General features: G+C 69.5%; 24 protein-coding genes and 4 pseudogenes. 20 read left to right on the plus strand and 8 right to left on the minus strand.

The genetic code is table 11. The features are described 5' to 3' along the window. Positions 1-38 precede the first annotated feature (38 nt). The 5 genes from BUE44_RS22420 to BUE44_RS22440 all read left to right on the plus strand — a co-directional run bounded on the left by BUE44_RS22420 (position 39) and on the right by BUE44_RS22440 (position 3,367). Positions 39-497 (plus strand): MarR family winged helix-turn-helix transcriptional regulator, encoded by a 459-nt coding sequence (locus tag BUE44_RS22420; RefSeq protein ID WP_235002355.1) that lies wholly within the window; start codon positions 39-41, stop codon positions 495-497. Next, complete coding sequence (locus tag BUE44_RS22425; protein ID WP_073500788.1) at positions 494-727, plus strand: hypothetical protein; 234 nt, start codon at positions 494-496, stop codon at positions 725-727. Before BUE44_RS22420 ends, BUE44_RS22425 begins: the two co-directional genes overlap by 4 nt. 33 nt (positions 728-760) lie before the next feature. After that, positions 761-1,054: a DUF1330 domain-containing protein gene (locus BUE44_RS22430; protein WP_073500789.1), complete on the plus strand. Its 294-nt coding sequence runs from the start codon at positions 761-763 to the stop codon at positions 1,052-1,054. A gap of 484 nt (positions 1,055-1,538) precedes the next feature. Beyond that, on the plus strand, positions 1,539-2,732 hold the full coding sequence (locus BUE44_RS22435) for a cytochrome P450 family protein (protein WP_073500790.1): 1,194 nt from the start codon (positions 1,539-1,541) through the stop codon (positions 2,730-2,732). Positions 2,733-3,049: 317 nt separating this feature from the next. Beyond that, positions 3,050-3,367: a hypothetical protein gene (locus BUE44_RS22440; protein WP_143172547.1), complete on the plus strand. Its 318-nt coding sequence runs from the start codon at positions 3,050-3,052 to the stop codon at positions 3,365-3,367. 269 nt (positions 3,368-3,636) lie between these two features. Here BUE44_RS22440 and BUE44_RS37550 read toward each other — a convergent pair whose 3' ends face one another. Continuing rightward, positions 3,637-3,786 (minus strand): hypothetical protein, encoded by a 150-nt coding sequence (locus BUE44_RS37550; RefSeq protein ID WP_159450277.1) that lies wholly within the window; start codon positions 3,784-3,786, stop codon positions 3,637-3,639. Positions 3,787-4,616: 830 nt separating this feature from the next. Next, positions 4,617-5,285, minus strand: a complete 669-nt coding sequence (locus tag BUE44_RS22445) for a TetR/AcrR family transcriptional regulator (RefSeq protein ID WP_235002356.1) — start codon at positions 5,283-5,285, stop codon at positions 4,617-4,619. A gap of 46 nt (positions 5,286-5,331) precedes the next feature. On the opposite strand from BUE44_RS22445, the gene BUE44_RS22450 reads away from it, so the two are divergent. The 4 genes and pseudogenes from BUE44_RS22450 to BUE44_RS22465 all read left to right on the plus strand — a co-directional run bounded on the left by BUE44_RS22450 (position 5,332) and on the right by BUE44_RS22465 (position 7,032). Continuing rightward, positions 5,332-5,496, plus strand: coding sequence for an SDR family oxidoreductase (locus BUE44_RS22450; RefSeq protein WP_235002357.1), 165 nt, complete (start codon positions 5,332-5,334; stop codon positions 5,494-5,496). Positions 5,497-5,761: 265 nt separating this feature from the next. Beyond that, positions 5,762-5,917 (plus strand): annotated as a pseudogene (locus tag BUE44_RS36590) (IS1380 family transposase); the annotation flags it as partial. Positions 5,918-6,035: 118 nt separating this feature from the next. Further along, on the plus strand, positions 6,036-6,437 hold the full coding sequence (locus tag BUE44_RS22460; protein ID WP_073500794.1) for a VOC family protein: 402 nt from the start codon (positions 6,036-6,038) through the stop codon (positions 6,435-6,437). A 391-nt stretch (positions 6,438-6,828) separates the two neighbouring features. Then, positions 6,829-7,032 (plus strand): hypothetical protein, encoded by a 204-nt coding sequence (locus BUE44_RS22465; protein ID WP_073500795.1) that lies wholly within the window; start codon positions 6,829-6,831, stop codon positions 7,030-7,032. A 183-nt stretch (positions 7,033-7,215) separates the two neighbouring features. Here BUE44_RS22465 and BUE44_RS22470 read toward each other — a convergent pair whose 3' ends face one another. After that, positions 7,216-7,836: an SEL1-like repeat protein gene (locus BUE44_RS22470; RefSeq protein WP_073500796.1), complete on the minus strand. Its 621-nt coding sequence runs from the start codon at positions 7,834-7,836 to the stop codon at positions 7,216-7,218. 643 nt (positions 7,837-8,479) lie between these two features. On the opposite strand from BUE44_RS22470, the gene BUE44_RS22475 reads away from it, so the two are divergent. From BUE44_RS22475 to BUE44_RS22490, 5 genes and pseudogenes are all read left to right on the plus strand, one after another. Beyond that, the gene (locus tag BUE44_RS22475; protein WP_073500797.1) at positions 8,480-9,295 is read left to right on the plus strand and encodes a class I SAM-dependent methyltransferase; all 816 of its coding nucleotides are present in this window, start codon (positions 8,480-8,482) and stop codon (positions 9,293-9,295) included. A gap of 162 nt (positions 9,296-9,457) precedes the next feature. Further along, positions 9,458-9,622 carry a hypothetical protein gene (locus BUE44_RS37555; protein WP_159450279.1) on the plus strand — a complete coding sequence of 55 codons (165 nt, stop codon included), beginning with the start codon at positions 9,458-9,460 and terminating at the stop codon, positions 9,620-9,622. Positions 9,623-9,730: 108 nt separating this feature from the next. Next, a pseudogene (locus BUE44_RS22480) lies at positions 9,731-10,093 on the plus strand (ISL3 family transposase); the annotation flags it as partial. A gap of 127 nt (positions 10,094-10,220) precedes the next feature. Next, positions 10,221-11,069, plus strand: coding sequence for an endonuclease/exonuclease/phosphatase family protein (locus BUE44_RS22485; protein ID WP_073500798.1), 849 nt, complete (start codon positions 10,221-10,223; stop codon positions 11,067-11,069). Then, entirely contained in the window at positions 11,059-11,565 is a 507-nt protein-coding gene (locus tag BUE44_RS22490) for an NUDIX hydrolase (RefSeq protein WP_200804494.1), read from the plus strand. The genes BUE44_RS22485 and BUE44_RS22490 overlap by 11 nt, the downstream gene beginning before the upstream one ends. A 44-nt stretch (positions 11,566-11,609) precedes the next feature. On the opposite strand, the pseudogene BUE44_RS37950 reads toward BUE44_RS22490, so the two are convergent. The 3 genes and pseudogenes from BUE44_RS37950 to BUE44_RS37110 all read right to left on the minus strand — a co-directional run. Further along, positions 11,610-11,726 (minus strand): annotated as a pseudogene (locus tag BUE44_RS37950) (IS21-like element helper ATPase IstB); the annotation flags it as partial. A gap of 145 nt (positions 11,727-11,871) precedes the next feature. After that, a complete protein-coding gene (locus tag BUE44_RS39325; RefSeq protein ID WP_265737169.1) occupies positions 11,872-11,994 on the minus strand; it encodes a hypothetical protein in 123 nt (40 codons plus the stop codon). 231 nt (positions 11,995-12,225) lie between these two features. Continuing rightward, entirely contained in the window at positions 12,226-12,417 is a 192-nt protein-coding gene (locus BUE44_RS37110) for a hypothetical protein (protein ID WP_143172548.1), read from the minus strand. Positions 12,418-12,755: 338 nt separating this feature from the next. On the opposite strand from BUE44_RS37110, the gene BUE44_RS22510 reads away from it, so the two are divergent. From BUE44_RS22510 to BUE44_RS39785, 5 genes and pseudogenes are all read left to right on the plus strand, one after another. Next, positions 12,756-13,289 (plus strand): hypothetical protein, encoded by a 534-nt coding sequence (locus tag BUE44_RS22510; protein WP_235002358.1) that lies wholly within the window; start codon positions 12,756-12,758, stop codon positions 13,287-13,289. A 249-nt stretch (positions 13,290-13,538) separates the two neighbouring features. Continuing rightward, the gene (locus BUE44_RS37115) at positions 13,539-13,937 is read left to right on the plus strand and encodes a hypothetical protein (protein ID WP_143172549.1); all 399 of its coding nucleotides are present in this window, start codon (positions 13,539-13,541) and stop codon (positions 13,935-13,937) included. Further along, complete coding sequence (locus BUE44_RS22515) at positions 13,934-14,434, plus strand: hypothetical protein (protein ID WP_073500800.1); 501 nt, start codon at positions 13,934-13,936, stop codon at positions 14,432-14,434. Before BUE44_RS37115 ends, BUE44_RS22515 begins: the two co-directional genes overlap by 4 nt. A 1,030-nt stretch (positions 14,435-15,464) precedes the next feature. Next, complete coding sequence (locus BUE44_RS22525) at positions 15,465-15,764, plus strand: CU044_2847 family protein (protein WP_235002360.1); 300 nt, start codon at positions 15,465-15,467, stop codon at positions 15,762-15,764. Between the two features lie 55 nt (positions 15,765-15,819). Then, a pseudogene (locus BUE44_RS39785) lies at positions 15,820-16,188 on the plus strand (S1 family peptidase); the annotation flags it as partial. Positions 16,189-16,373: 185 nt separating this feature from the next. On the opposite strand, the gene BUE44_RS22535 reads toward BUE44_RS39785, so the two are convergent. Further along, on the minus strand, positions 16,374-19,070 hold the full coding sequence (locus BUE44_RS22535; RefSeq protein ID WP_073500802.1) for a caspase, EACC1-associated type: 2,697 nt from the start codon (positions 19,068-19,070) through the stop codon (positions 16,374-16,376). A 7-nt stretch (positions 19,071-19,077) separates the two neighbouring features. After that, positions 19,078-19,458: an effector-associated constant component EACC1 gene (locus BUE44_RS22540; RefSeq protein WP_143172550.1), complete on the minus strand. Its 381-nt coding sequence runs from the start codon at positions 19,456-19,458 to the stop codon at positions 19,078-19,080. A 292-nt stretch (positions 19,459-19,750) separates the two neighbouring features. Here BUE44_RS22540 and BUE44_RS22545 point away from each other — a divergent pair, with 292 nt between their 5' ends. After that, positions 19,751-23,602, plus strand: a complete 3,852-nt coding sequence (locus BUE44_RS22545) for a S8 family serine peptidase (RefSeq protein WP_073500804.1) — start codon at positions 19,751-19,753, stop codon at positions 23,600-23,602. Positions 23,603-23,730: the final 128 nt, after the last annotated feature.

A 23,730-nucleotide genomic window follows, 5' to 3' on the forward strand; every position in this document is an offset into this window, starting at 1 on the left:
TCCATAGATTCTAAATATAAAACTGTTATGCTTTGAGCATGAGTCGTCACGACACCGCTCCTGGCGCGTCCGCCGCCATCGGGGCAGCCCTCTACCGCCTGGCCACCAGGACCGCGAGACGCCTGCCCCGGGACATGAGCCTGACGTCCGCCGCGACCCTGGCCACCCTGGACCGGACCGGCCCGCGGCGCATCACCGATCTGGCCGCGGTCGAGGGCGTCACCCAGCCCGCGATGACGACCCTGGTCCGGGTGCTGGAAGAATCCGGCCTGGTCGAACGGCGGGGCGACGCGTCCGACAAGCGGGTCACACTGGTGTGCCTGACCCAGGCCGGCGCCTCCTACGTCCACACGCGGCGCCAGGCGGGCGTCCACGCGCTCGAGCAGCTGATCGACGAGCTCACCGGCGACGAGATCGAGGCACTGGTGGCGGCCCTCCCGGCGCTGACGCACCTGGCAGAACTCGAAAGCCAGGACCGCGAAGGACCGAAGCAGTGACCGGGCAGCAGCCGGTCGGCGGGGCCGCGGTGAAGGCGTCCCCGACGGCGCGTTCCCAGATGCGACTGCGGGCCGCCTACAGCCTCGGCCTGGTCGTCACCGCCGCGGCCCTCCTGACCGCGTGGCACTCCATACCCCAAGCCCCCCTGGTCGGCATCGGCGCCATGGCGATCAGGACGCTGACAAGCCTCGCTCGCGCCCGCCGACGCCCGTCCCAGACCAACCCGTAAGTCAGAAGCACTCAACCCAACACTGGAGGTTCCATGCCCAAGGGCTACTGGGTCAGCGTCTACCGCACCATCTCGGACCCCGAAAAGCTGGCTGCCTACAACAAGCTGGCCGCTCCGGCCGTCAAGGCCGCGGGCGGTCGAACCTTCGCCCGTGGCGGTCGGGTCGCCGCATACGACGCCGGAATCGCCGAGCGCACCGTCCTGGTCGAGTTCGACAGCTTCGAACAGGCCGTCGCAGCGCGCGAGAGTGCGGCCTACCAGGAGGCGCTGGTCGCCCTCGCCGACGGCGTCGAGCGCGACTTCCGCATCGTCGAAGGCATCGACTGACCGAGGTCCAGTCGGATCTTCGCTGAGGATCATCGTGGCTTTCGCTGGTGTGGCTGCTGGTGTGGCGGGGCGTGGCAGTCAAGATCGACAGCATGTGGGCCGAGAAGGGGTTCAGCCTGGAGCGCTTTGGAGGGGACGGCCTGAAACGGCGCCGGCCGAGCTCTGACGCTGGTTCGTGCTCCCGCTGACCCGGGGCACCAGCTGGGTAACGTGAACCACTCGGGCCCCTTTGGCAGTCGACGGGCGGGTAGCACGCATCGCGGTGCTCACCGGCAGCGCGCGGCGACGGGGAGAGGACAGCCCCCTGGCCGCCGGTGTGATGGTCGCGGCGGCACAGCAGGGCGAACAAGCCACTGACCCGCGAGGAGAGATGTCATCGCGCCGAATCGGGCCGGGCGCCCGGCGGGGTGAGGGCAAAGGGCGGCCCGCGGGCCGCGGGGCCGCGTATCGTACGGGTCCGCCCAGCAGTCCGGGGAGGACGCGCATGACCACTGCCCTTGACCTCCTGGCCCTCGGCCCGGACTTCACCCGTAACCCCTATCCGGTCTACGCCGACCTGCGTGCCCGGGGTCCGGTCCACCGGGTGGTGGTGCCCGAGGGCGCCGAGGCGTGGCTGGTCGTCGGCTACGAGGCAGGGCGGGCCGCACTCGCCGATCCCCGGCTGTCCAAGGTGTGGGGCAACGCCGCTCCGAGCCTGAAGGCCATGCGCGTATCCGCCGGGCTGTCGCTGCTGAGCAGCGACCCGCCGGTGCACACCCGGTTACGCCGGACGGTCGCCCGCGAGTTCACCACGCGTCGGGTGAGCGCGATGGCTCCGCGGGTACGGGAGATCGTCGCCGACCTGGTCGGAACGATGGCCGCGAAGCCTTCCCGGCGCGCCGACTTGGTCGAGTCGCTGGCCTTTCCGCTGCCCATGACCGTCATCTGCGAACTGCTCGGAGTGCCCTTCCTGGACCGTGCCGCATTCCGCGGCTGGTCCAACGACGTCGTCGCGGCCACCGCCGAGCACACCCGGATGGACGCAGCCGCGGCCCTGAAGGACTACCTGGTCGGGCTGATCTCCGCAAAACGCGACCGGCGCGGCGAGGACCTGCTGAGCGCCCTGATCCACACCGCGGACGAGGACGGCGACCAGCTCAGCGCGGAGGAGCTGCTCGGCATGGCATGGGTGCTGCTGGTCGCCGGGCACGAGACCACCGTCAACCTGATCTCCAACGGGGTACTGGCGCTGCTCACCCACCCCGAGCAGCTCGCCGCGCTGCGCGCCGACCCCGACGGTCTGCTCGACGGCGCCGTGGAGGAGATCCTGCGCTACGACGGGCCGGTGGAGACCCCGACCTACCGCTTCACCGTCGAACCGGTCGAGATCGGCGGCACGGTCATCCCTGGCGACGGGCGGCTGGTGCTCATCGCGATCGCCGACGCCGATCGCGACCCGGCCCGCTTCCCGGACCCCGACCGCTTCGACATCCGCCGGGACGCCCGTGGGCACATCGCCTTCGGCCACGGCATCCACTACTGCGTGGGCGCCCCGTTGGCCCGACTGGAGGCCCGGATCGCGCTGCGCGGCCTCCTCGACGCTTTCCCGAACCTGGCACTCGACGCCAACCCCGCTGAGCTGCAGTGGCGCGGTGGGGTGATGATGCGCGGCCCCCGCCAACTGCCCGTGCGATGGTGACCCGGGGACGCCACCCGGCTCCGTGGCAGGACGCGGACCCGGCCGTCGTCGGTGAGCATGAAGAACCCCCTTTCGACACCATGCCGCGCTACGTCCGCCACGGCCGGTAGGCGGCCGTGTTTCAGGGACTCTCGACCCGCACGAGCACGCCCCGGTCCAGCGGGAAGGGCGACCAGCCCGACCCCGACATCCGTGGGCTCGCCGACGTCGGGAAACACCTCTAGCAGGAGAAGAGCGCCCCCGCGGGGTAACCGGCCCCTAGCATCCGACTGCGGCACCCACAACGGTGGCGCCGCCAACGGACCCTAGGAGACCCCGTGATCTTCCCATTGGCCGACATCACCATCCACGAGCAGGGCATCACCCAAATCACCCCACCCGGCCACTGCCTCGTCACCGGCACCGGACCCGACGGGATACTCCGCTTCTTCCTCTACGACGGCCCCACCCCCACCGACGCCGGGCTCTGCGGATCAGTCGTCCTCCCCACCCCCGACCAGGTCATTGCCGGAGCCCCCTTCACCGCCCACGACCCCGCCGGAACACGCGTCTCCGGCAAAAGCCAGAGCCCCGAACTGATGCTCGCCCACCTCACAGAACTCGCAGCCACAGCCGCAGCCAGGGACACGCCGTAACGCCCCGCACCGCCGAACCCCGACGGGGGCCGGGCGGGTCTTCCACGCGTCGGATCAGAGCACACGCCGGGTTCGGGGATCGACTTCACCCAGGGTGCACAACAGCACGCACCCGTCCATGGACAAGAACGGCCCGCGTCGCCACCGAGCTGGCCAGTGGCACCGGCTTCGTGGACTGATGGGCGCTGAACGTCGGCGAACCCGAGTAGCAGGCCAGCCGTGAACCCCGCTTCGCGCCTTCACGGTGACGGGGTGGCGGCGTGCCCGGGTCAGGTGTCGTCGTTCTTCTCCCCCGCGTCCGGGGAATCGTCGATGGCCTCGGCGTACGAGGCGAGTACCTCGTCCATAGCCCCGTCCTCAACCTCCTCAGCCTGGGGCGGGGCGTGGAAGCCGTCGTCGTCCTGCGGTGTGGTCGTCATGCGGGCCGTATTGCCCGGCAGGCTACGGTGATGCCCGCGGATCGTGTCGGAGTTCAGGGATTGTCGCGGCCGCGAACCGCGACGACAGCCAGGCAGACGCGTTCGACCAGGCGTGAGGCCATCTCGGTGGAGGTGCCGGCGGTGGTGAGGTCCTGACCGGGTCAGGCCGTCCCCGGACGGTCCGGTGGCGCCGCTCGTGGGCTCCATGAACGGGCCCATGGATTTGACCCGCGCCCCGCCGTTCCCCTGGCGCCTCGCCCCACGCTGACGCGCCGAGCACGTCTTTCCCGGCAGGGACGTGGCGACCGGGTGCGTTCGGTTGACCATGTGGGTGACGAACGGCGCCGGGCAAAGGCTCGGGACTGCAATGAGCCCGAGGCGCTGTTACGCCCCTCTGCGCGCGCGCTTGCGATTGTGGCGACGCCACAGCGCCAGTACAGCTGTCAGTGCGGCCTTGAACCACATCGCTCGCTCCTCGCCTCGTTCCGCCCCAGCTTTCCAGCCTAGGGTCCGACATCGGGAGTGCAAGTGCCCGCCGCTGTCGCCAGCCGGATCCGGCCGGGCCGCCGACGTACGGAACAGGACGGCGGCTGCGAGGAAGGCCTCCGCGACGCGAACCGGTGCCGCTTCCCCGGGACGCCCTGTCCGCAGTCCTACTCCCTCCTCCGTCACCAGGGGGCTGAGGGCAGGGAGAGGAGCACAGAGGGGTTGTCGGCACCGCAGAGCGGCAGCGGAGACATCTCCCAACGGTTCGGAAAACTGCGGCGGCACCGCCCGCCGGCTGCTGGCCGGTCTGCGCGCGAGACGGGCCGCTGCGGCACCCGGTCGGCTCAGGTGACCCGCTCGGTGGGCGCGGCCTCCAGGCGGCGTTCCGGCTTCGGGTCAGGCCGGCGGGTCGGGGCGTATCTGGCGAGCATGGTCTGGACGGCCTGTTCGACGGCGTCGTGGATGTCGGAGACTGCGGGGTTCCAGTCGGTCAGCAGCATGCGGGGCCACAGGACGTAGTTGGCGATCATGCCGAGGAACTGGTTCGCGGCGCTCGCCGCGTCCGGGACATCAGCGTTGCCCGCCTCGTGCTCGGATTCCAGGTAGCGCTGTACGGAGGTGAAGTACGGCAGTTTGCCGAGCTCGAACTGCATCCGTCCCAGTTCGGGGAATCGAGGCAGTTCGGCGATGACGATCCGGAACGGGGCCGTCATGCCGGGTCGGCCGACCAGGTCGGCATAGCGGTGGCTGATGGTTGTCAGTCCGGAGCGCAGATCTCCGGTCTGTGGCTGCACGGCAGTGTCTCCGGCGTCACGCTGCCAGGACTCGGTGACGATGGCTTCGAAGAGGGCCGCCTTGGTGGGGAACCGCTTGAACAGGGTGGACTTCGCGACCCCGGCCGCTTCGGCGATCCGGGCCAGTGAGGTGCCGTCGTAGCCACGGTCGAGGAACAGTTCTGTGGCTGCGGTGGTGATCGCCTCGCGTTTCTGCTGAGCGAGTCTGCGGTGGTTCAACTCCGTCGCCCCCGGACCGACCGCCACCGATTTCAACGGCGGAGCGATGCGGGACGACGCCGACATGTGCAAGGCTCTGGCCGGACATACCGCGCTCGGCCGCGTCGGCGAACCCGAGGAGATCGGCGACGCCATCGCCACGCCGGCCTCTGAGGGTCTGCGCTGGGTCACCGCCCAGCGCATCGAGGTCTCCGGCGGCGCCCTCCTCTGAGCGACCGGGCGACAGCCTTCAAGGACGCAGGCAGCGACGACCCCGACTCCCTCCCAGCCGGTCTCGTCCTCGTCCAGCTCCGGCGCATCAGGGTCCCGAAGCGGGCGCAGGACGCCGACGGCTGGCCGCGCAGACTCTGACGGACCTGATGGGCCGATATCAACCCGCACAGGCCCACACTTCCCGCATCTCCCAGGTCAGGGGCCAGGCCCGGCGCAACCACAAACGTGAAAGGACACTGCCGTACCGCTTCGACGAGAGAACGGCCGACGACTCGCGACTGACCGCGTTCGACACCAACACAGCGGACATTCCGATCGGCGCGCTCGAACTGCGGCACCACCAGCGGCCCCACGCCGAGGACCGCGTCCGGGCCGCCCGGGCCACCGGCCTGCGCAACCTGCCCCTGCACGACACCGCCCTGTTCAGCGGAGTACGCGGCACCCAACTCACCGTTCCCTGCGCCGGGTCCGCGCCCTTGCCAGGGCCGCTCAGCTCTCATTATCTTGAGGTCAAGATATATTGACAGAGGAGAAGACATGGCTTCGGGAACGTTCGGATACGCCTTGGACGGCCTGCATCACGTGCAGCTTGCGATCCCTCCAGGCGCTGAGGAAATCTGCCGCGAGTTCTGGGGAGAGGTTCTCGGCATGACAGAGCTCGAGAAGCCGCCGGTGCTGGCAGCTCGCGGTGGGTGCTGGTTCCGAGGTGGTGGCCTGGAGGTCCACTTGGGGGTTGAAGAGGACTTCCACCCGAACAGGAAGGCGCATCCTGGAATCCTTGTGACCTCGCTCCGAGCGCTCGCCCAGCGGTTGGAGGACAAAGGAGTGACCGTCACCTGGGATGACAAGTTCCCTGGCTACGATCGCTTCTATGCGTACGACAAGCTGGGCAATCGGCTCGAGTTCCTTGAACCGACCTCGATTGCCGGCGTCGCATGATCAGGGCGCCCACACGCCCGACTGGACGGACGCCGAGTGCGAGATCGGGCCCGAAGGACGTACCGGCGCAACTTGCCGTACGTGCCTGAACCATCGTCCGGTCCACGCGGGTAGAGGCTGCAGCGGCGCGCCGGACGGGCTGGCTCGCTGCAGTCCGCGACCCGCTTCGCCCTGGGTGAAAAAAGATGGACGTTGGCGCGGATCAAGACGCTGACCGGTCGGCTTTCCCACGTCTCCTACCCAGTCAAGGGCACCTAGCGAATCCCTTCGGAAATTACACCTCTTTGAGGTGCCTGGCCTGCTTCCCGCTGTCAGTAGCGGGCGGGAGTCCTGGAGAAGGAACATCCATCGCCCAAGCCTTCGTCCGGGTCCACATGATGGGAGCTTGGCCATGGCGCAGAAGTCACCCGTGAGCCCGACGCTGGCCGCCGGTATCGCGGTCAGCTACCACGTGCTCGCGCTGATGAAGGATGCTGAGAGCTGGAGAGCTGGAGAGCTGTCCAAGCAGTTCCGGGCTCAGCCCGACAGCGCGAACTTCGTGCGGCTTGTGCCGGCTGAGGGCGTGTTCATCCAGGAACTGGGCTTCCTGCTGTGACGCCCCGAGCCGGGTACTCCTGATCGTCGGCCCAACCCGTCCCAGTTGGCATGCCAAGCGTCCCTTCCCGGCTATCCGTTCGGATACCGGGAAGTGTGACTGAGCGCTTCCGTTGGCGAGTTGAGCGTTTGCTTGACGGTTCGCGCCGATGCATGCCGGAACTGGCCGCCGCGCGTCCATGCCTCAGAGCATCCGCTCAGCCGTCGCTGCCCGCGCTCGCAGCGTTTCAGCCTCCTCGTGCTGCCCCTGAGCAGCCAGAATCCGGGCTCGATACTCCATCGCATACCCGTCGCCCAGTTCCTCGGCGCGCAGGAACGCCTGCATGGCCCGCGACAGGTCGCCGCAGTCCCGGAATGCCACACCCAGTGCAGTGATCGGGAACGCCTCGTGCTGCGCGAGGATCGCCGGCACCCAGCGCTCGACGCCGACCGCATCGCCACGGTCGAGCGCCTGTTTGACGAGGCCCAGCATGGCGTCCGGATCGCCAAGCCCCGCAGCCTTCTCCCAGATCACCTGCGCGCGGTTCGCGTCACCGGCCACCGAATGCAGCATGCCCAGGTTATAGCCGGCAACCACGTTCCCAGATGCCCATGCCCTGCCCCACCAGTGCAGCGCGCCGACCCCGTCACCCTTCAGATACAGGGACGCCGCCAGGCTCCCCATCGCCACGTCGTCGCCCAGCTCCGCCGCAACCGTCAGATCAGCCAGCTCCTCGTCCGGTGGCATCTCAGCCCTGCCAACCGGCAGCCGAACCGACACCAACTTCTCGACGGGCTCCGAGCGCCGACGGAACCACCAGGCCATCAGAAACCACCCCAGCCGTACAGCCGCACCGGTCCCCGGCGCGCGGGCAGACGAACATCTGTCACCCGTCGATCATGCCAGCCACGACACTGAACGCTCAGCTCGCCAAGGGTCGCGCTCAATCGCCGCCTAAAGCGTTCAGTCACAGGTGACCCGAGGCTCAGTAGTTGTCACCAACGGCACCGAATAGCCTGGAAAGGCACCCGGTCGAAGCGGCCGGACTGTCACCGGAGAGGCGCTGTAGTTGTCGCACCCAGCTGATCGCCGGTCTTCCTGTCACCGGGTCGCAGCGTGACCCGCGACGACCTCATCGCCATGCTCCGTGAACAGACCCCGGCATGCGGACCTGCGCGCGCCGGAGAAGAGCCGCTTCGTACTCTGCTTAACAGGAAGGGACGCTGTCGTATCGGACCAGCTGGATCTGGCTGTGTCGTTTTGTGTGGGTTCTGATTCACTTCGTGAGGATGCATACGCAGGGTGACTGTTGATCTTCGCGTATGGCGGTTTTAGCGGTCGTAGGCGGTCAGCTCGCGCATGACCGGCTGGCCGCGCATGAAGCTAGCTCCCCTCATCAAGCCCCTGGGAATCGATCATCTAGGCTGGCGCGGTGACTGATGAGCAGGAGCGGGTGCAGCCGTCGGGAGTGTGGGCCACGGCGGTGGGGGTGGCCAGGGTGCGGGCGCTGGAGACCGAGCGGGAGAACGCACTGTTCCGCGACCCACTGGCACAGGCCTTCGCCACCGCCGGCGGCCTGTGGCCCTCCTCGCCTCCGCTGCCCGATGACGAGGCCGCGCGCCGCCGCCGGCTGGCTGTGGCGTTCTCCATCGTCATCAGGACGAAGTTCCTCGACGACCTGTTGCAGCAGGCTTCCGCGTCCGGGGTCCGGCAGGTCGTGCTGCTCGGCGCCGGGATGGACAGCCGGGCCTTCCGGATCGACTGGCCCGAGGGCACCCGGCTGTTCGAGGTCGACACCGCCGCGCCGTTGGACTTCAAGGCGTCGGTGCTGCGCCAGGAGCAGGCCGTCCCGCGCTGCGAGCGGATCACTGTCGCGGCGGATCTGCGTGAGGACTGGCCAGACGCGCTGGCCGCAGCAGGGCACGATCCGGCCGCGCCGACCGTGTGGATCGCCGAAGGACTACTGATCTATCTGCCCGAGGACGCGGTGGAGCTACTGCTGGCCCGGATCAGCACGCAGTCGGCGGCAGGCAGTCGGATGGGGCTGACATTGGGCTCGCGCGGCGTGATCGACCGCTTCGCCGCGGACGCCGCGCCGGGATCGGCGGCGTCCATGTGGATCTCGGAGATGCCCGACGACCCGGTGGGCTGGCTGGCCGGGCACGGCTGGAAGGCCGAGAGCCACACCCTGCGCGAGCGCGCTGCCGCCTACGGCCGCCCCATCAGCACCCCGCCGCAGCACGAGGAGCAGCCCGGCGGACTGATCTCGGCAGTCCGCCGGTAGAGCGCCTCCCGTTCCCCTGGGTGATCGATTCCATGGGGGTCTGATGAGTGGAGCTAGCTTGTGCGCGGCCAGCCAGTCATGCGCGCACTGACCGTCCACGACCACTGAAGTCCGCCCGAAAAGCGCCTGGCTGGACGGTGGTGTGGTCGACAGTCCTTCGCTGTGAACGAAGTGCTGCCGCAGTTGAACCAGCTGCTGTTTTCCTCGGTCGAGGGCGTGTTGGTGGAATCGGTCGAGGTGATCGACGCGGTCGTCCGGGCGAGGCCCGTACGACCGCAGTCGTTGGGTGCGGAGGTTCGTCTGCGAGGAGGATTCCTGCGAGCGTAGGACAGCAAGTACCCGGTCGCACCCGCAGGTTCGGGCGACGGACCGAGCGCTTGCGGTCGACGCTGGTGTCGGTCGGTCTTGCGCTCGCGGGCCCGGGCCGGCGCCCGGATGACGGACGCCCTCAAGGTTCCGGTCAGTCGGAACACCCTGTTGAGGCTGATCGCCTCGCTTCCGGACCCAGCCACCGCAGTACCCCGCGTGGTCGGCGTGGACGAGTACGCCCGGCGCAAGGGCCGTGTCTACGAAACCGTGCTCGTCGACGTCGAGACACGACGCCCGGTCGACCTTCTTCCCGATCGGGAGGCGGACACGTTCGCGGCCTGGCTCGCCGAGCGGCCCGCCATCGAGATCGTCTGCCGGGACCGGGCGCCCTTCTTCGCCGAAGGTGCCACCCGCGGCGCCCTACAGGCACTCCAGGTCGCCGACCGATGGCATCTCTGGCACAACCTGGGCGAAGCCGCCGAGAAGTGCGTCTACCGGCACCGTGGCTACTTGCGTCCCACACCGGCCCAGCCTGACGAACCGCAGGAAGAGGCAGAGCCAGCAGCTGTTGTGCCCGACATGATGGAAGGGATTCAAGGAAGGGGTGGGACGGTCGATGCGAGTGGTGACCTGGAACGTGTGGTGGAGGTTCGGGCCCTGGGAGCAGCGCAGGGAGGCGGTCCTGGCGGTCCTTCGCGAGCTGCGGCCCGACGTGGTGGGGTTGCAGGAAGTGTGGGCGCGCGGCGAGGAGAACCTTGCGGCCTGGCTTGGCGAGCGGCTCGGCCTGCAGTGGACGTGGGCCGCCTCCGACGCGCCGGAACGTTGGCAGCAGCGGATCGGGGACGACGCCGTCGACATCGGCAACGCGGTGCTGAGCCGGTGGCCCATCGTGGACCGCGACGTCGTGCGCCTTCCGACCGACGGCGGCCAGGACGACGGACGCCTGGCCCTGCACGCGTTGCTGGACGCGCCCGGACACCGGGTGCCGTTCTTCACCACGCATCTCAACCACGCCCTCCACGAATCAGCGGTGCGGTGCCGGCAGGTCGCGAGACTGGCGGAGTTCGTCGCCGCCCACCGCGGCACGGGCGCCTTCCCGCCGGTCGTCACCGGGGACTACAACGCCTGGCCGGACTCGGACGAGATGCGGCTGCTCGGCGGCTACAAGACCGCGCCACCGGTGCCTGGACAAGTGCTCATGGACGTCTGGGAGTACGCGGGTCCGACCGCGCCGTCGGCCACCTGGGACACGGCGAATCCCTTCGCCGGGCGCGGCTTCGAGCCCAACGTGCGGTGCGACTACGTCCACGTGGGGCCGGCTGGGGCGGACGGCGTCGGCCGGGTCCGCGCGGTGCAGCGCGCCGGCGACCACCCGGTGGACGGTGTCTGGCCGTCCGACCACGCGGCAGTCGTCGCGGACCTGGCGCTGGAACCGGTCTCCCGTGGTGACGCAAGTGGCACGTGATCACCGGCACGTCGCGGTGGACGCGGGAGTCGAGATCCCTGTCCCCGCCGGTGGGGAGACATGGACCGTCGGTGCGGTGATCCTGAACGAGCAAGGTGCGGCCTTCGCCCAGAAACGCAGTCCCGACCGGCGGTTGTTCCCCGACGTCTGGGACATCGTGGGCGGGCACGTCGAGCCGGGTGAATCGCTGATCAGCGCGCTCGCCCGCGAGGTCGAAGAGGAGACCGGGTGGCGGCTGCGCCGCGTGCGCCGGCTGCTGGGCGTCTCGTCGTGGACCGGCGACGACGGAGGCGGACTGCGGCACGAAGCCGACTACCTGGTCGAGGTCGACGGCGACCTCGGCGATCCGGCACTGGAGTGGGACAAGCACTGCGCGTACGACTGGTTCGGCCCGGATGACCTTCCCCGTCTCAAAGAGAAGTGCCCGCCGGGGGATCACCTGATCCACGATCTGATCGCCAAGGTCGTCGTGAAGCAGGAGCGGAACCGGCTGTGACGCCGTAAGTCGGCGCGGGCCGATCGGATCCGGCTGTCAGCTGGCGCCGACTGCAAGGCCGGGGCACGAGTGTGGGCCAGGCGGTGGGACTCGGTGCCGGTCTGGATGATGGCGCCGTCGAAGGTCAGGCGGTCGACGACGGCGGCGCAGAACCTGGGGTCGGGAGGTGGGGCAGTTTCCAGTCGGACAGGAACGTCACCGTCGCTGCGGGCCCGTCACCTGAGTTCGGAGGACGGACCGGCAGTTGCGGTCCGGCGGTCTCGCCTTCGGCGGCTTTGCGGGCATCCACCGCGACCGCGTCCGCGGTCAGGGCCCCGGCCCGGTAGGCGGCGGCAAGCCCGGCGACGAGGTGCTCGGTTCCATGTGGCGGGCCAGCAGCAGCACCTCGATCAGCGCCTGGGTGCCGGCCGCCTCGCTTGCGCTGCCCACACCGCGGTCACCACTTGTCGTGGACGGGGGTGAACCGGCCGCCGGATCGGGCCCGCTCCAGCGGAGTCAACCCGGGGGACGCACCGAGCTTGCACAACAGCGCTTCCAGGTAGTGATCCGGCACCGGGCGTGAGCCACCGCGGCCGGCGAGCCGCTCGTGTGGGTTGACCTCGGTGCGGCCGTCCCCGGTTGCACCACCTTGCCGGAGTACGACAGCCGCAGCGAGAACAGCTAGACCTTCGTCGGCACCCCGGCCGGCACGATGTACACGTCCCCGAAGTCGACCTCCGCCACCCGGCGTCTGCGGCACGAACACCTTACGTAGGCGCGCACCATCGGATATGAGACGTCGTCGGCCTCGTGCTCGGCCACGAGCCGGTCGAGGATCCGCTGGGGCAACTGCCCCTGGATCGACGTCCTCACCAGGCATGTCCTGTCCTTCGTGACCATGCTCACCGAGCGGCAGGGCGTGCGACTGCTGGACTGACTCGGCGCCGTCAGACAGGACAACCTACCCAGCCTCCACACCCTCGCCGCGGGCATCGATCGTGATCGTGACGCCGCCACCGCCAGCCTCTCCCCTGGGGCTCGGGTGTCATCGATGGACTCGCCAACCGCATCAAGACGCTCAAGCGCCAGATGATCGGTCGCGCGGGCTTCGCCCTCCTGCGGAAACGGGTCCTCATGTCCTGATCACCGAACCAAGCGAGAGGATCTCGATGGCAGCATCGTCCGCGAATGTGCGAGCCTCCTTCTCCCAGATGCCGATCGAGAAGACTGCGATGATGACCCACGACGACGCTCTCAAACAGCTCAGCCACATCTCGCGCAAGAGGGCATTCGGTAGGCACGTCGGGTCTGACCAGCTCATCCAGGCAGGGCTGAATGCTCTGCTTGCCGAGGTGGAGAGTCCCTCCCTCGCTTTGCTCGCCGGTCTCCTCCGAAGCGAAGAGCCCGAGGCTTCGGCGCTCTTCGATCAGGTGTTGGAGGAGTTGGGACTGCTCTTCCACCCGCCCGCTGACCCTCGGGCCGCTAAGTGGGCGATGGCCTACTGGGTCGCCGGTCAGATCGCCGACGGATCCCTGGATCCCGCCGCCGGCACCTACCTCGTCTGGGCAGACATCGCCTACGACCTCGACTACCCCGAAGAGCTGGAACCCCTCGTCCACTGCGCGCACAACCTGGACGGCTGGGAGGAGAGCTGGGGAGTCCCGTTGGAGCAACTCAACAGGGAAGCGGTAACGGCAGCGAAGCTGTTCCTCAGCAAGCGTTCGGCAGCAGACGCGGGAGACTGACCGCCCATCATTCTCGCCACCGGGATCGGTACATCCGCTACCTGACCCCCTCACTGCACGTGACCGCACCACAACGGAGCCACGGGAATGGCCGGCGGCGCACGAGCGCCTGCTCCCGCCCATCACCGCACGCGGTGAAGGGCCGGGCAGAGCCCGTGTGGGCCCTGCCTTTGGCCTGGTCGATGTGTTCAGGCGGTCCGTACGGCGCTTCGGACCTCCTGTAGAGGCGCTCGCCGTGGGCTTCGGTGAATGTCGACGACGACAGGGTTCACTCGTCGGGGACCTGGGCGGCATCACACCACCAACCCGGTCGTCTTCCCCGCCGGCGACAAGGGCCGCCTGGAAGTCTTCGCCCGCGGCTCCGACAACTCCCTGTGGTGCGACTACCAGACCAAGCCCAACGGCGGCACCGGCGACTGGGTCTGGAAGACCCTGAACGGACGGATCACCAGCGAGCCCGCGGTCTTCCGCAACGCCGACGACCGCATGGAGGTCGCCGTCGCCGACATCAACCGGCGGGGCGCTGTCACGTACAGCAGAGCGCACCATCGGGCACCTGGACCAGCGAACAGGGCAGGTGGCCCACCCCGGGCGGCGGCACCATCGGCGATCCCTCCCTCATCCGGGCCGAGGACGGCCGGCTGGTGATCTTCACCCGCGGTGGTGACAACAAGCTGTACGAGAACGCCCAGAGCAGCCCCGGCGGCGGGTACGGGGGCTGGGTGGACCACGGCGGGATCCTGTACAGCGACCCCATAGCCATCCTGGGCTGTGACGGCACCATCCACGTCTTCACCATCGGGAGCGACGGCGCCCTGTGGCACCTTCCCCAACTGAGCCCCAACGGCAGTTGGGGCAGTTGGCAGCAGGTCGCCAGTGGAAGCGACCCGCTCACCCACCGCCCCGCCGCCGTCCTCAACGCCAACAACCAGATCGAGGTCTTCGCCCGCTCGCACGCCACCCACACCAACCACTACAAGGTGGTCAACGGCGCCTGGGCACCCTTCCGCCACTACACCGGCAGCCTCGACATCTCCGGCCCGACCGCCGCCCGCAACGCCGACGGACGCCCGGAAATCTTCTACCGCGGCGCCGACAACACCGTCTGTCACCCGCCGAGTTCACCCCTGGCGGCCCCTGGATGAGCACGCCAGTCTCGGAGGAAACATCGCGGACCTGTAGAGGCCCGGCGGCGCGACTCTCGCGCAGGCTTCTTGGCGCGCGTCGACGACTACCGAAGAGCAACAAGGCGAGGGCAATCACGGCAGGCGCGGCGACAGCGCGCAGGTGAGGAGGAGTCGCGCCATGGCGTTCCCTTCCACGTCAGCGAGACCGGTTGGGTTCCGGCCTCCTCGGTGCCGCCGCGCCCTTGGCGTAGAGACACGGCCTCACCACGCCAAGCGCCTCGTTCCCGGTAGCTCGAATACCGGGAACGAGGCGCTGTCGTACCCCTTGCGATGTCGGTGGCCGCAGGAATGATGCCAACGGGATCAACTTCCCCAGCGAGCTGTCCAACCGTGGTGGAGGCCCTGAGATCATGGCCAGCGCCCAAGTCGTGGAGCAGATCCTGGACCGGATCCTGCCGCGGTGGCGCACGGGAGCGTCCGTGAAGGTCACCCGCGGCGCAGGAACATGACGATGGCGACCACGACGACGATCAGAACGACAGTTCCCAGCCCGATGTACATGTGGATCCTCTTCTCTGGGTGCAGTCCGCGAATGGTGCCCGGCGGACTCACTGGAGCGGTCGCTCCGGCTCAAGGCACCTGCCCCGGGAACGGCTCCGCACACATGAGCGATACCGTCGGCATGTGCGGCCCATCTGGTAGCGGTGCCACGCAGCCGCGCCTGCGCGATGGCCGGCCAGTGCTCCGGCGCGGTGGTGTGCTGGTGGTGGCTGGTAGAACTCGGTCGTGGCGCGTTCTGACGTGACGGGTGCCCAGTGGGATCTGATCGAGCCGCATCTGCCGGTGGCGGCGACCGGGCCGTTGCCGCGGTGGGTGCGGGACCGGTTCGACGGGGTGCCGGGGCGGTTCTGTCGCCGTCGACACACCACTCAGCGGACGTGACCCGCCCCGGCCAGGGCGCGGGCGTCGCGCCGCGTGGGGGCGCCGCCGATGCGAGGACTCCGGCGGGTGCCCTCTGCGCCACCTCGAGACCCCGCACAGGCCACTAGTGGAGGCGCCGGCCGCCCTGGCGGCGCCGGTGAAGGCGGGACGGGTCGGTGACGCCGTCCATGATCTTCCGGAGAGCCTGCAAAGGGCTCTCACCCCCGTGACCGAGCCGGCCCGGGTATCGATCCAGCGGCTACGCACGGTCGGCCCGTCCGAGATCGAGGTCGAGTTCGGCGTCGATCTCGCGGTCGAAGCCGGTGCGATCATCACCAAGAGCACCGCCAACTGCCTCCTGAAGATCACGGTGGTGGGAAAACGGGGCGACGCCCAACCGCCCGGCGAAGACCAGGCGTCGGACTAAGGCTGTGGAGATCTCCGGAGCGGACGTGAGCGTCGGGCCGGACGCGATACTGCCGGTGGCCGTCGCGCAGATCCTGGACGGCGGGGGCGCGGTAGCGGGAGCCGGCTTCCTGATCGGTGAGAAGCTGCTGGCAACCTGCGCTCACGTGGTGATCGCCGTCGGCAGCGGCCCCGCTAGGCGGCTGTCGTTGGTGTTTCCGCATGCCCCCGGCGCGCCGGAGGCCCGCGGTCGAGTCCTGGAGCAACCGTGGCGGCGTGGCCCCGAGGACCGGGATATCGCCATCGTGCGCCTGGAGGACGAGCCGACCGGGGTGACACCGGTACCGCTGGGCTCGGCAGCCGGTTCCCGAGGCCACCGGGTTCGCTCGTTCGGCTTTCCGGCCCAGGCTCCGCGCCACGGGCACTTCGGTTTCGCAACGGTCGGGGACGTGCTCCCGTCCCCCGGCACGAGCGGGTCGATGGGAGGGTCGCACCGAGCGAGTGGCGGCAGTACGTTCCCGCGGGCCCCCATTACCGCGACGTCTGCTGACTGCCTTGGCCCTGCCCCGCGGGCCTCGCACGGTGGCGTTCCCTCGCTTTCCCGCGTGAAGGAGAGCAGTTGCCGCGCGGCTCAGGTGTCGGCGTCTTCCCAGGTGAGGGGAGCGAGGTCGCGCAGGGGCTGCCACCGGGGGGAGTTGACCAGGGCGGCGGCCTGCGTCATGGAGGAGCGGTCGATGGACACTTGCCACTCCCGGTCAGACAGGTACTCCGCCTCGAGTGCGGCCAGTTTCGCCAGCAGGCGTTCCTTTTCCGGGCTCCGATCGCTTCGTATTCCGCCTGCCGCGGTGCGGGCCTCCGACAGTTCTCTCGCCCGTCGGCTCAGTTCATCGGTGCGGCCGCGGAGTTCTCTGGCTGTGACGCGCAAGGTGCTGTTGGCGTCGATGTCCAGTGCCACCTCGATCAGTGGAGTGCCCCGGGGGTGCGGGGGCAGGTCGGGGATATCGAGGACGGCGAGCGTCCTGCTGCCCGTGGCGATCGTGCTCTCGCCCTCAACGACGTGCAGGGTCATACGGGTCTGGCCGCTCGTGCTGGTTGCCGCGAGCTTCCGGCTGATCGTGGGGATGGTGGTGTTGCGTTCGATCACCTTCGCCACGGTGCCACCGTGGGTTTCGAAGCCGAGCGTGGCCGAGACGACGTCGAGGAGCAGCACGCCTTTGACACCTCCGGTGAGCACGCCCGCCTCCACCGCGGCCCCGCTGACGATCCCCTCGGGGATGAGACCCCGGTAGGGCTGCCTGCCTCCGGTGAGCCGGCGCACGAGGTCACCGATCGCGGGCATCCGCGTGGCCCCGCCGGTGAGGATCACCTGGTCGAGGTCCGAGGACCGTAATCCGGCGTCACGGATGGCCTGTTCGGCGGGTCGGCGACAGCGGTGCAGCAGATCCCGGGTCATGCTCTCGAACTCGGCGCGGGTGAGGGTCTCGTCGAGGTGCACGGGGAAGTGCGCGGTGGAAGCGAGGAAGGGGAGACGGATGGTGGCGCTGCTCGCCGACGACAGCTCCACCTTCGCCGCCTCGGCGGCCTCCTGAAGACGTTGGCGCGCCGGGATGTCCTGCGCAAGGTCGAGTCCGTACCCGTCCCACACCCGGCGCAGCAGGTGCTGGACGATCCGCTCGTCCCAGTCGTCGCCGCCGAGATGGGCGTCGCCTCCGGTCGACTTGACCTCCACCACACCGTGACTGACTTCGATGAGACTGACGTCCAGGGTGCCGCCACCGAGGTCGAAGACCAGTACGGTGGTGTCTTCCTCCCTGTTCAGCCCGTATGTGAGGGCCGCGGCTGTGGGTTCGTTGAGGACCCGCTGCACGTCGAATCCCGCACGGCGCGCCGCCTCCACCACGGCTGCCCGCTGGAGCAGGTCGAAGTTCGCGGGCACCGTCATGACCGTGAGGCCGGGCGGCTGACCGGCGTACGCCTCCGCGTCCTCCCGCAGACGTCGCAGGATCAGCTCCGCGACATCCTCCGCAGCCAACCGCACCGCCCCTCGTGTGATGCTCCAGTCCGTGCCCAGCCGCAGTTTCACCGACCGCGCCGTGTAGTCGGGGTTCGCGAGCGCCTGTCGCTTGGCGGCAGTGCCCACCAGGACTTCTCCGTCTGCCGCGACGGCCACCAGGCTCGGTGTCGTCAGAGCGCCCTCCGCGTTGGGGACCAGGCGTACGTCCTCGCCTTCGAGGAGCGCAATCGACGAGTTCGTCGTGCCGAAGTCGATGCCCGCCGCAGGGCCGGAGGAGCCGATGGGCTTACGGGGCGCCGAAGGGCGGGCGGGGCGGGCCGGCCGACCCACCGGTATCTCACCCAACCCCCTTTCGTCCCACAACCGCGCTGCTCGGCTGGCGACTTCGCGATCACTGTCGGCGATGAGCCCGAGCAGCGCCGCCCTGGCGGCATCCCGGGTCGGTTCGCGGATGCTGCCGAGCAGGTGCCCGATGAGGTGGAGTGAGCCGATGCGCTTCCAGGGCTGGCTGTCCAGGACGGCGGTCCGCATCTCGGCGAGGCCGTCGACATCGACGTGCCTAGGGCTGCGGGCCAGGTAGATCGTGCCCTGGGCACTGTCCACGCTGAGCGTGGGGGTCTGGCCGTCGATGCGCTGCCGTACCTGTTCGTGGACGAAGTCGTAGAGTTCGTCGACGGAGATGAGGCCGTCGCCGTCCAGGTCGGCCGAGCCGTCTGCCAGACCGCGGATCACAGCCGAGGTGAAGACGGACGGCTGGGCGGCCGTGCGGCTGTAGCGGATGTCCTGTTCGCCTTCGTGGGAGTATTGGAGAGCGGTGGAGGCCGTCAGGACGACCCGGCCGTTGCCTGCGAAGGGCTCGGCCACATCGACGGTGGGTGTCCCGGCTTCGCGCCGTAGCGCGTTCAAGGTGAACGCCCCGCTGTAGCAGCAGTCGAGCAGGACGACGATACGCCGTGACCGGCTCTCGCCCATGAAGGTGCCCACCATGTCCGCGGAGACAGCGGTCGAGCCGGGGTAGTCGCGCTCGGTGTCGCGCATGACGAAGTACAGGCGGTTGCGCACATCCTTCCAGCCGTGCAGCGACAGGTGCAGGACGAGCAGGTCGTCGCGCCCGGCCCGGGTGAAGAAGGACTCCAGCGCGCGCATGGCCGCGCGCTGGCCGACATCGACGAGGACCTCGACCTGGAAACCCCCGATGTCCGGGTCGCTGAGCACCGACCGCAGTTGCGCGGCATCCGCCGCGGCGGCCGGCAGGAATGCGAAGTGGTGGTCGTCGTAGGTGCTGTTCGCGATGATCAGGGCGTGGTTCGCCATGGGTGCGTCACTCCCCGTGGCGGCGGAGGAACTCATCCAGCGCGCGCCGCTGTACCGCGTCGGAGGCCGCGGTCAGTTCGATCTCGTCGTCACCGAGCTTCAGCCGGACGGTGCCGGAACGCCCCCGGCCCAGCCAGTCGTGCACGAGACCGGCGAGCACCGGGAGCAGCGCTCCGCTGCCCCCCAGGCCGATGAGCAGCGCTCCCATTTCGAGCGCGCCCGTACCGCGGGTCCCTGGCGGCGGCGGAGCCTGCGGCACCCGCTCGATACTCGACAGGTCGAGCCCACGCAGTTCGTCCATCAGGTACTGGAGTTGTTCTTCGCCGTATTCCGCGTCGTCATCCCCGGTGTCGAACACGAGCCGCACCCGGAGTTCAGCTGCCGTCACGATGACTTACCCCCCTGGCGGGTGTCCTGAGCCCCTCCAATGGGCTCAGGGAACCGCGGACACCACGCTACTGAACGCGGCGGGCGAATGTCGGGTCGTTGCCGTGGCGAATCCCGCCCCCGCATGAGTCCGCCTGCGGCAGCGCAGGCACCCGGCTTGTACCCCGCCGGAAAAGCGGGGCGGTTACAAGCGGTTCAAGCCTTTGTCATGTCACATCCATACGTTGTGATCAGATCCGCCGACCGTCGACTCTGGAGACAACGTGAAGCTCCCGTTCGCCCGAAGATCAGCCGTGACGATCGGGGTAGCCCTCGTCGCCGCGCTGATCACCCCCGTGCAGGCCCACGGCGCCGCCCCGCCGACCGCGGCGGACGGTCCGCGGCCTGCACCGGTCACCGTGACGCTGATCACCGGCGACAAGGTGACGGTGACGACGGGACCCGACGGGTCGGTCCTCTCGGTGGACGCCGTCAAGCGCCCGCCGGGCGCCACCGGTTCGGTACGCACCTCCGTCGAGAACGGGGACACGTACGTGTTCCCCGACGAGGCCATGGCCTACGTCGCGACCGACCGGCTCGACAAACAGCTCTTCGACGTCACCCGGCTGATAGCCCAGGGTTACGACGATGCGCACAGCAGTGAACTCCCGCTGATCGTCACGCAGACGAAGGCCCCGGCCGCCCTCAGGTCCGACCTGGCCAAGGGCCCGGCCGCCCAGCCGCCCGGCGTGGATCTGCCGGGGGCGAAGACCACGCTGAGCCTTCCGTCCGTGCGCGGCGAGGCCGTACGCGCGAAGCGGTCGCAGTCCGCCGCCTTCTGGACCGCCCTCACCGGCACCGCGCGGCAGACCTCCCGGCTGCCGGCGGCGCCTACCGGTGAGACCGCGGGCACCGCGCCGTCCGTGGCCGCCGCACCGGCCGCGGACACCGCGCCGTCCTTCACCGCCGGTGTCGACAGGGTGTGGCTCGACGGCAAGGCGCAGGCGACCCTCGCCGACAGCACCGCGCAGATCGGGGCTCCCGCAGCCTGGGCCGCGGGAGGCACGGGCGCCGGGGTCCGGGTCGCGGTGCTGGACACCGGGGTGGACCTCACCCACCCGGACCTGGTGAAGCGCATCGTGGCGTCGAAGAACTTCGTCCCCGGCACCGACATCCTCGACCGGGCCGGCCATGGAACCCACACCGCCTCCACCGTCGCCGGTACCGGCGCCGCTTCCGACGGCAAGGAGCGCGGGGTCGCCCCCGGCGCCGATCTGCTGGTGGGCAAGGTCCTCGGCGACAACGGGTCGGGCGCGATGTCGGGGATCATCGAGGGCATGGAGTGGGCGGCGCGGACCGAGCACGCCAGGGTGATCAACATGAGCCTGGGCACTCCGGTCTGGCGCACCCAGGACGACCCGCTGAGCCAGGCGGTGAACGAGCTGTCCTCCGAGACGGGCGCGCTCTTCGTCATCGCCGCGGGCAACACGGGCAACAGCCCCTACAGCGTGACCGCACCGGGCACCGCGGACGCCGCGCTCACCGTCGGGGCGGTGGACGCGTCCGACCACCTCGCCGACTTCTCCGCCGCCGGGCCGCGCATGGACGACGACGGCCTCAAACCGGATCTGACCGCTCCCGGCGTGGACATACTGGCGGCACGCTCGCAGTACATGAACGACGGAGGCGACGGCTACTACCGCTCGGACAGCGGCACTTCCATGGCGGCGCCGCACGTCGCGGGGGCTGCGGTCCTGCTGGCACAGAAGCACCCGGGATGGACCGGGCAGCAGATCAAGGACGCGCTGATGAGCACCAGCGTGCCGACCCCCGACTACAGCCCCTACCAGGCCGGCAGCGGCCGGCTGAACGTGGCCGCCGCCTACCACCAGGACCAGGTCATCGCGACCGGATCAGTGGACGCGGGGCTCGTTCGCTGGTCGACCGACCCGCAGCGGAAGCAGATCACCCGGCAGATCACATACACCAACACCACCGACGCGGCGATCACGCTGGATCTGTCGACCGACCACGGCGACTCGCCCGCCGGGGTGTTCACGCCGGCCGCCGGCCACGTCACCGTACCGGCGCTCGGATCCTCGACGGTCGACGTCGTGGTGGATCCGAACGGGCTGGCCCCTGGCCAGTACGCCGCCCAGGTCACCGCGCGCTCCGCGGACGGTGAAGTACACACGGCCGTGGGGGTCTCCGTCGAGTCGGAGAAGTACGACCTCACCATCCACCTCAAGGACCAGGCCGGCAAGCCGTTGAGCGGCGACGTCGAGATCACCGGCGCCGACGGGAAGACCGTCGACAAGTGGGTCCAGGACGGCACGCTCACCAGCCGCTGGGCCCCCGGGTCGTACACAGCCGTCACCACGGTGGATGTGCCGGGTCTGCACGGACCCCACTCCCTCGGTTTCGCGCTGCTGACCGTTCCCGAGTTCGACCTGACGGCCGACCGGGACATCGATCTCGACGCCTCGCGGATACGCCAGGTGAAGGTGGCGACATCCGAGCCGACCGCCATCGCGACCAGCAGGATCGACGTCTACCGCTCCTTCACCTCCCGCACGCCCACACCCGGCGACAAGCAGGCCCTGCACGAGAACTTCTGGCCCTCGGCCGTCTACGACAGCCTGTGGGCCCTTCCTGCCAAGGGCAAGGTGACCAAGGGCAGTTTCGTCTTCACCACGCGGATCCGTGCCGTGCAGACTCCGCTGGAGATCACGTACAGCGGGCACAGCCTCGATGACGCCCTGGTGGTGCAGCCCGGTTCGCCGCTGCTGCCGGACGGCACGACCCGCCTGGACGCCGTCTTCGCGGGCAGCGGCTCGCCGGCCGACTACGCCGGCCTGTCCGCCGGCGGCAAGGCTGTGGTCGTACGGGCCGGTGGCACCGCGTCCCCCACGGATCAGGCCGCCGCGGCGCACGCCGCCGGTGCGTCGATGCTCCTGGTGGTCAACGACGGCGACGGCCGCGGAGTCGACTGGTACGGCGAGCCCGACGGCGCCACGACCGGGCGGATCCCGGTGGCCTCGGTCACCATGGACGAGGGAGAGGCGCTGATCAGGAAGATCACCTCAGGAAAGGGCGGGGTGAAGCTGGCGGTCGAGGCGCACCCCGCACCGAAGTACCTGTACGACCTGGCCGACTACCACCTGGGAGGGGTGCCCGACGACCCCTCGCCCGCGACGGATCCCCGCAGCCTCGCCCGTATCCACCTCGACTTCGCCCCGCCGCACGGTGAGCAGGTCGTCGAGAGCCGGGAGGACAGTCCGCAGTACGAGTACGGGCCCGCCGCCAACCCGCACGCAGTGTGGGGGATGGTGCGGGTCGCGAAGTTCCCGCCGACCCCGGCCGCCCCTGGCGTGCGCACCGACTGGGTCTCCACCGGATCCGGCGTCAAGTGGCAGCAGTACGCGAGTATCGACGGCTGGCAGTCCAACACCGACGTGCGGTCCTTCGCGCCGGGCAGCGTACAGAAGGACCGCTGGTTCGGCCCCATCACGCGGCCGCGGCTGACCAGCGCCGAGATCCCGTTCCGTGGCGGGCCCGGCATGAGCCTCTTCGTCACGGGACCCGCGGGCGACGCGGGATCGGCGCACAACGCCTATGCCAATCTGGTGTCGGGGACGTTCTCGCTCTATCAGGGCGACACGCTGGTGACCCAGCGCAGAACCCAGGACGCGCCCTCACTCGACGTCTGGGGCCTGTCACCGCAGGAACTCCCGTACCAGCTGGTCGCCGACACCACGGCGGACCCCGCGTTCGGCCCGTACTCCCCCACCACCCACACCGAGTGGGACTTCACCTCCGGCGCCCCTGAAGGCGTGGAGACCAAGGCCGTCCCGCTGGCCCAGCTGGACTACGGAACCGACCTGGACCCCGAGGGGCGGGCGAAGCGCACCTCGGACTTCTCCGTCACCCCCCAGATCCTCGGCAGCAACTCCGCCCATGACGCGATCTCCTCGGTCACGCTGAAGGTCTCCTACGACGACGGGGCCACCTGGCACCGCCAGGACCTCAGGGAGAAGCAGGGCACCTGGAAGACCACTCTGAAGGCTCCGCACGGGGCCGGCTACGTCTCCATCCGGGTCACCGCCAAGCAGCGCAACGGCGGCGGCATCACCCAGACCGTCATCCGGGCCTTCGGCCTGAAGTGACACCCCGAGGGGCCGGCGGCCGGCGCGTCCACGCGCCGGCCGCCGGCCCCTCCCCCCGTAGTCCGGATCGGCTACGAGGAAGGGGACGGTCAGCCGTCAACGAGCTGCCGGGCCCGGTCGGCGAGCTG

Origin of the sequence: Actinacidiphila paucisporea, assembly GCF_900142575.1 — a bacterium.
GTDB classification, from domain to species: Bacteria; Actinomycetota; Actinomycetes; order Streptomycetales; family Streptomycetaceae; genus Actinacidiphila; species Actinacidiphila paucisporea.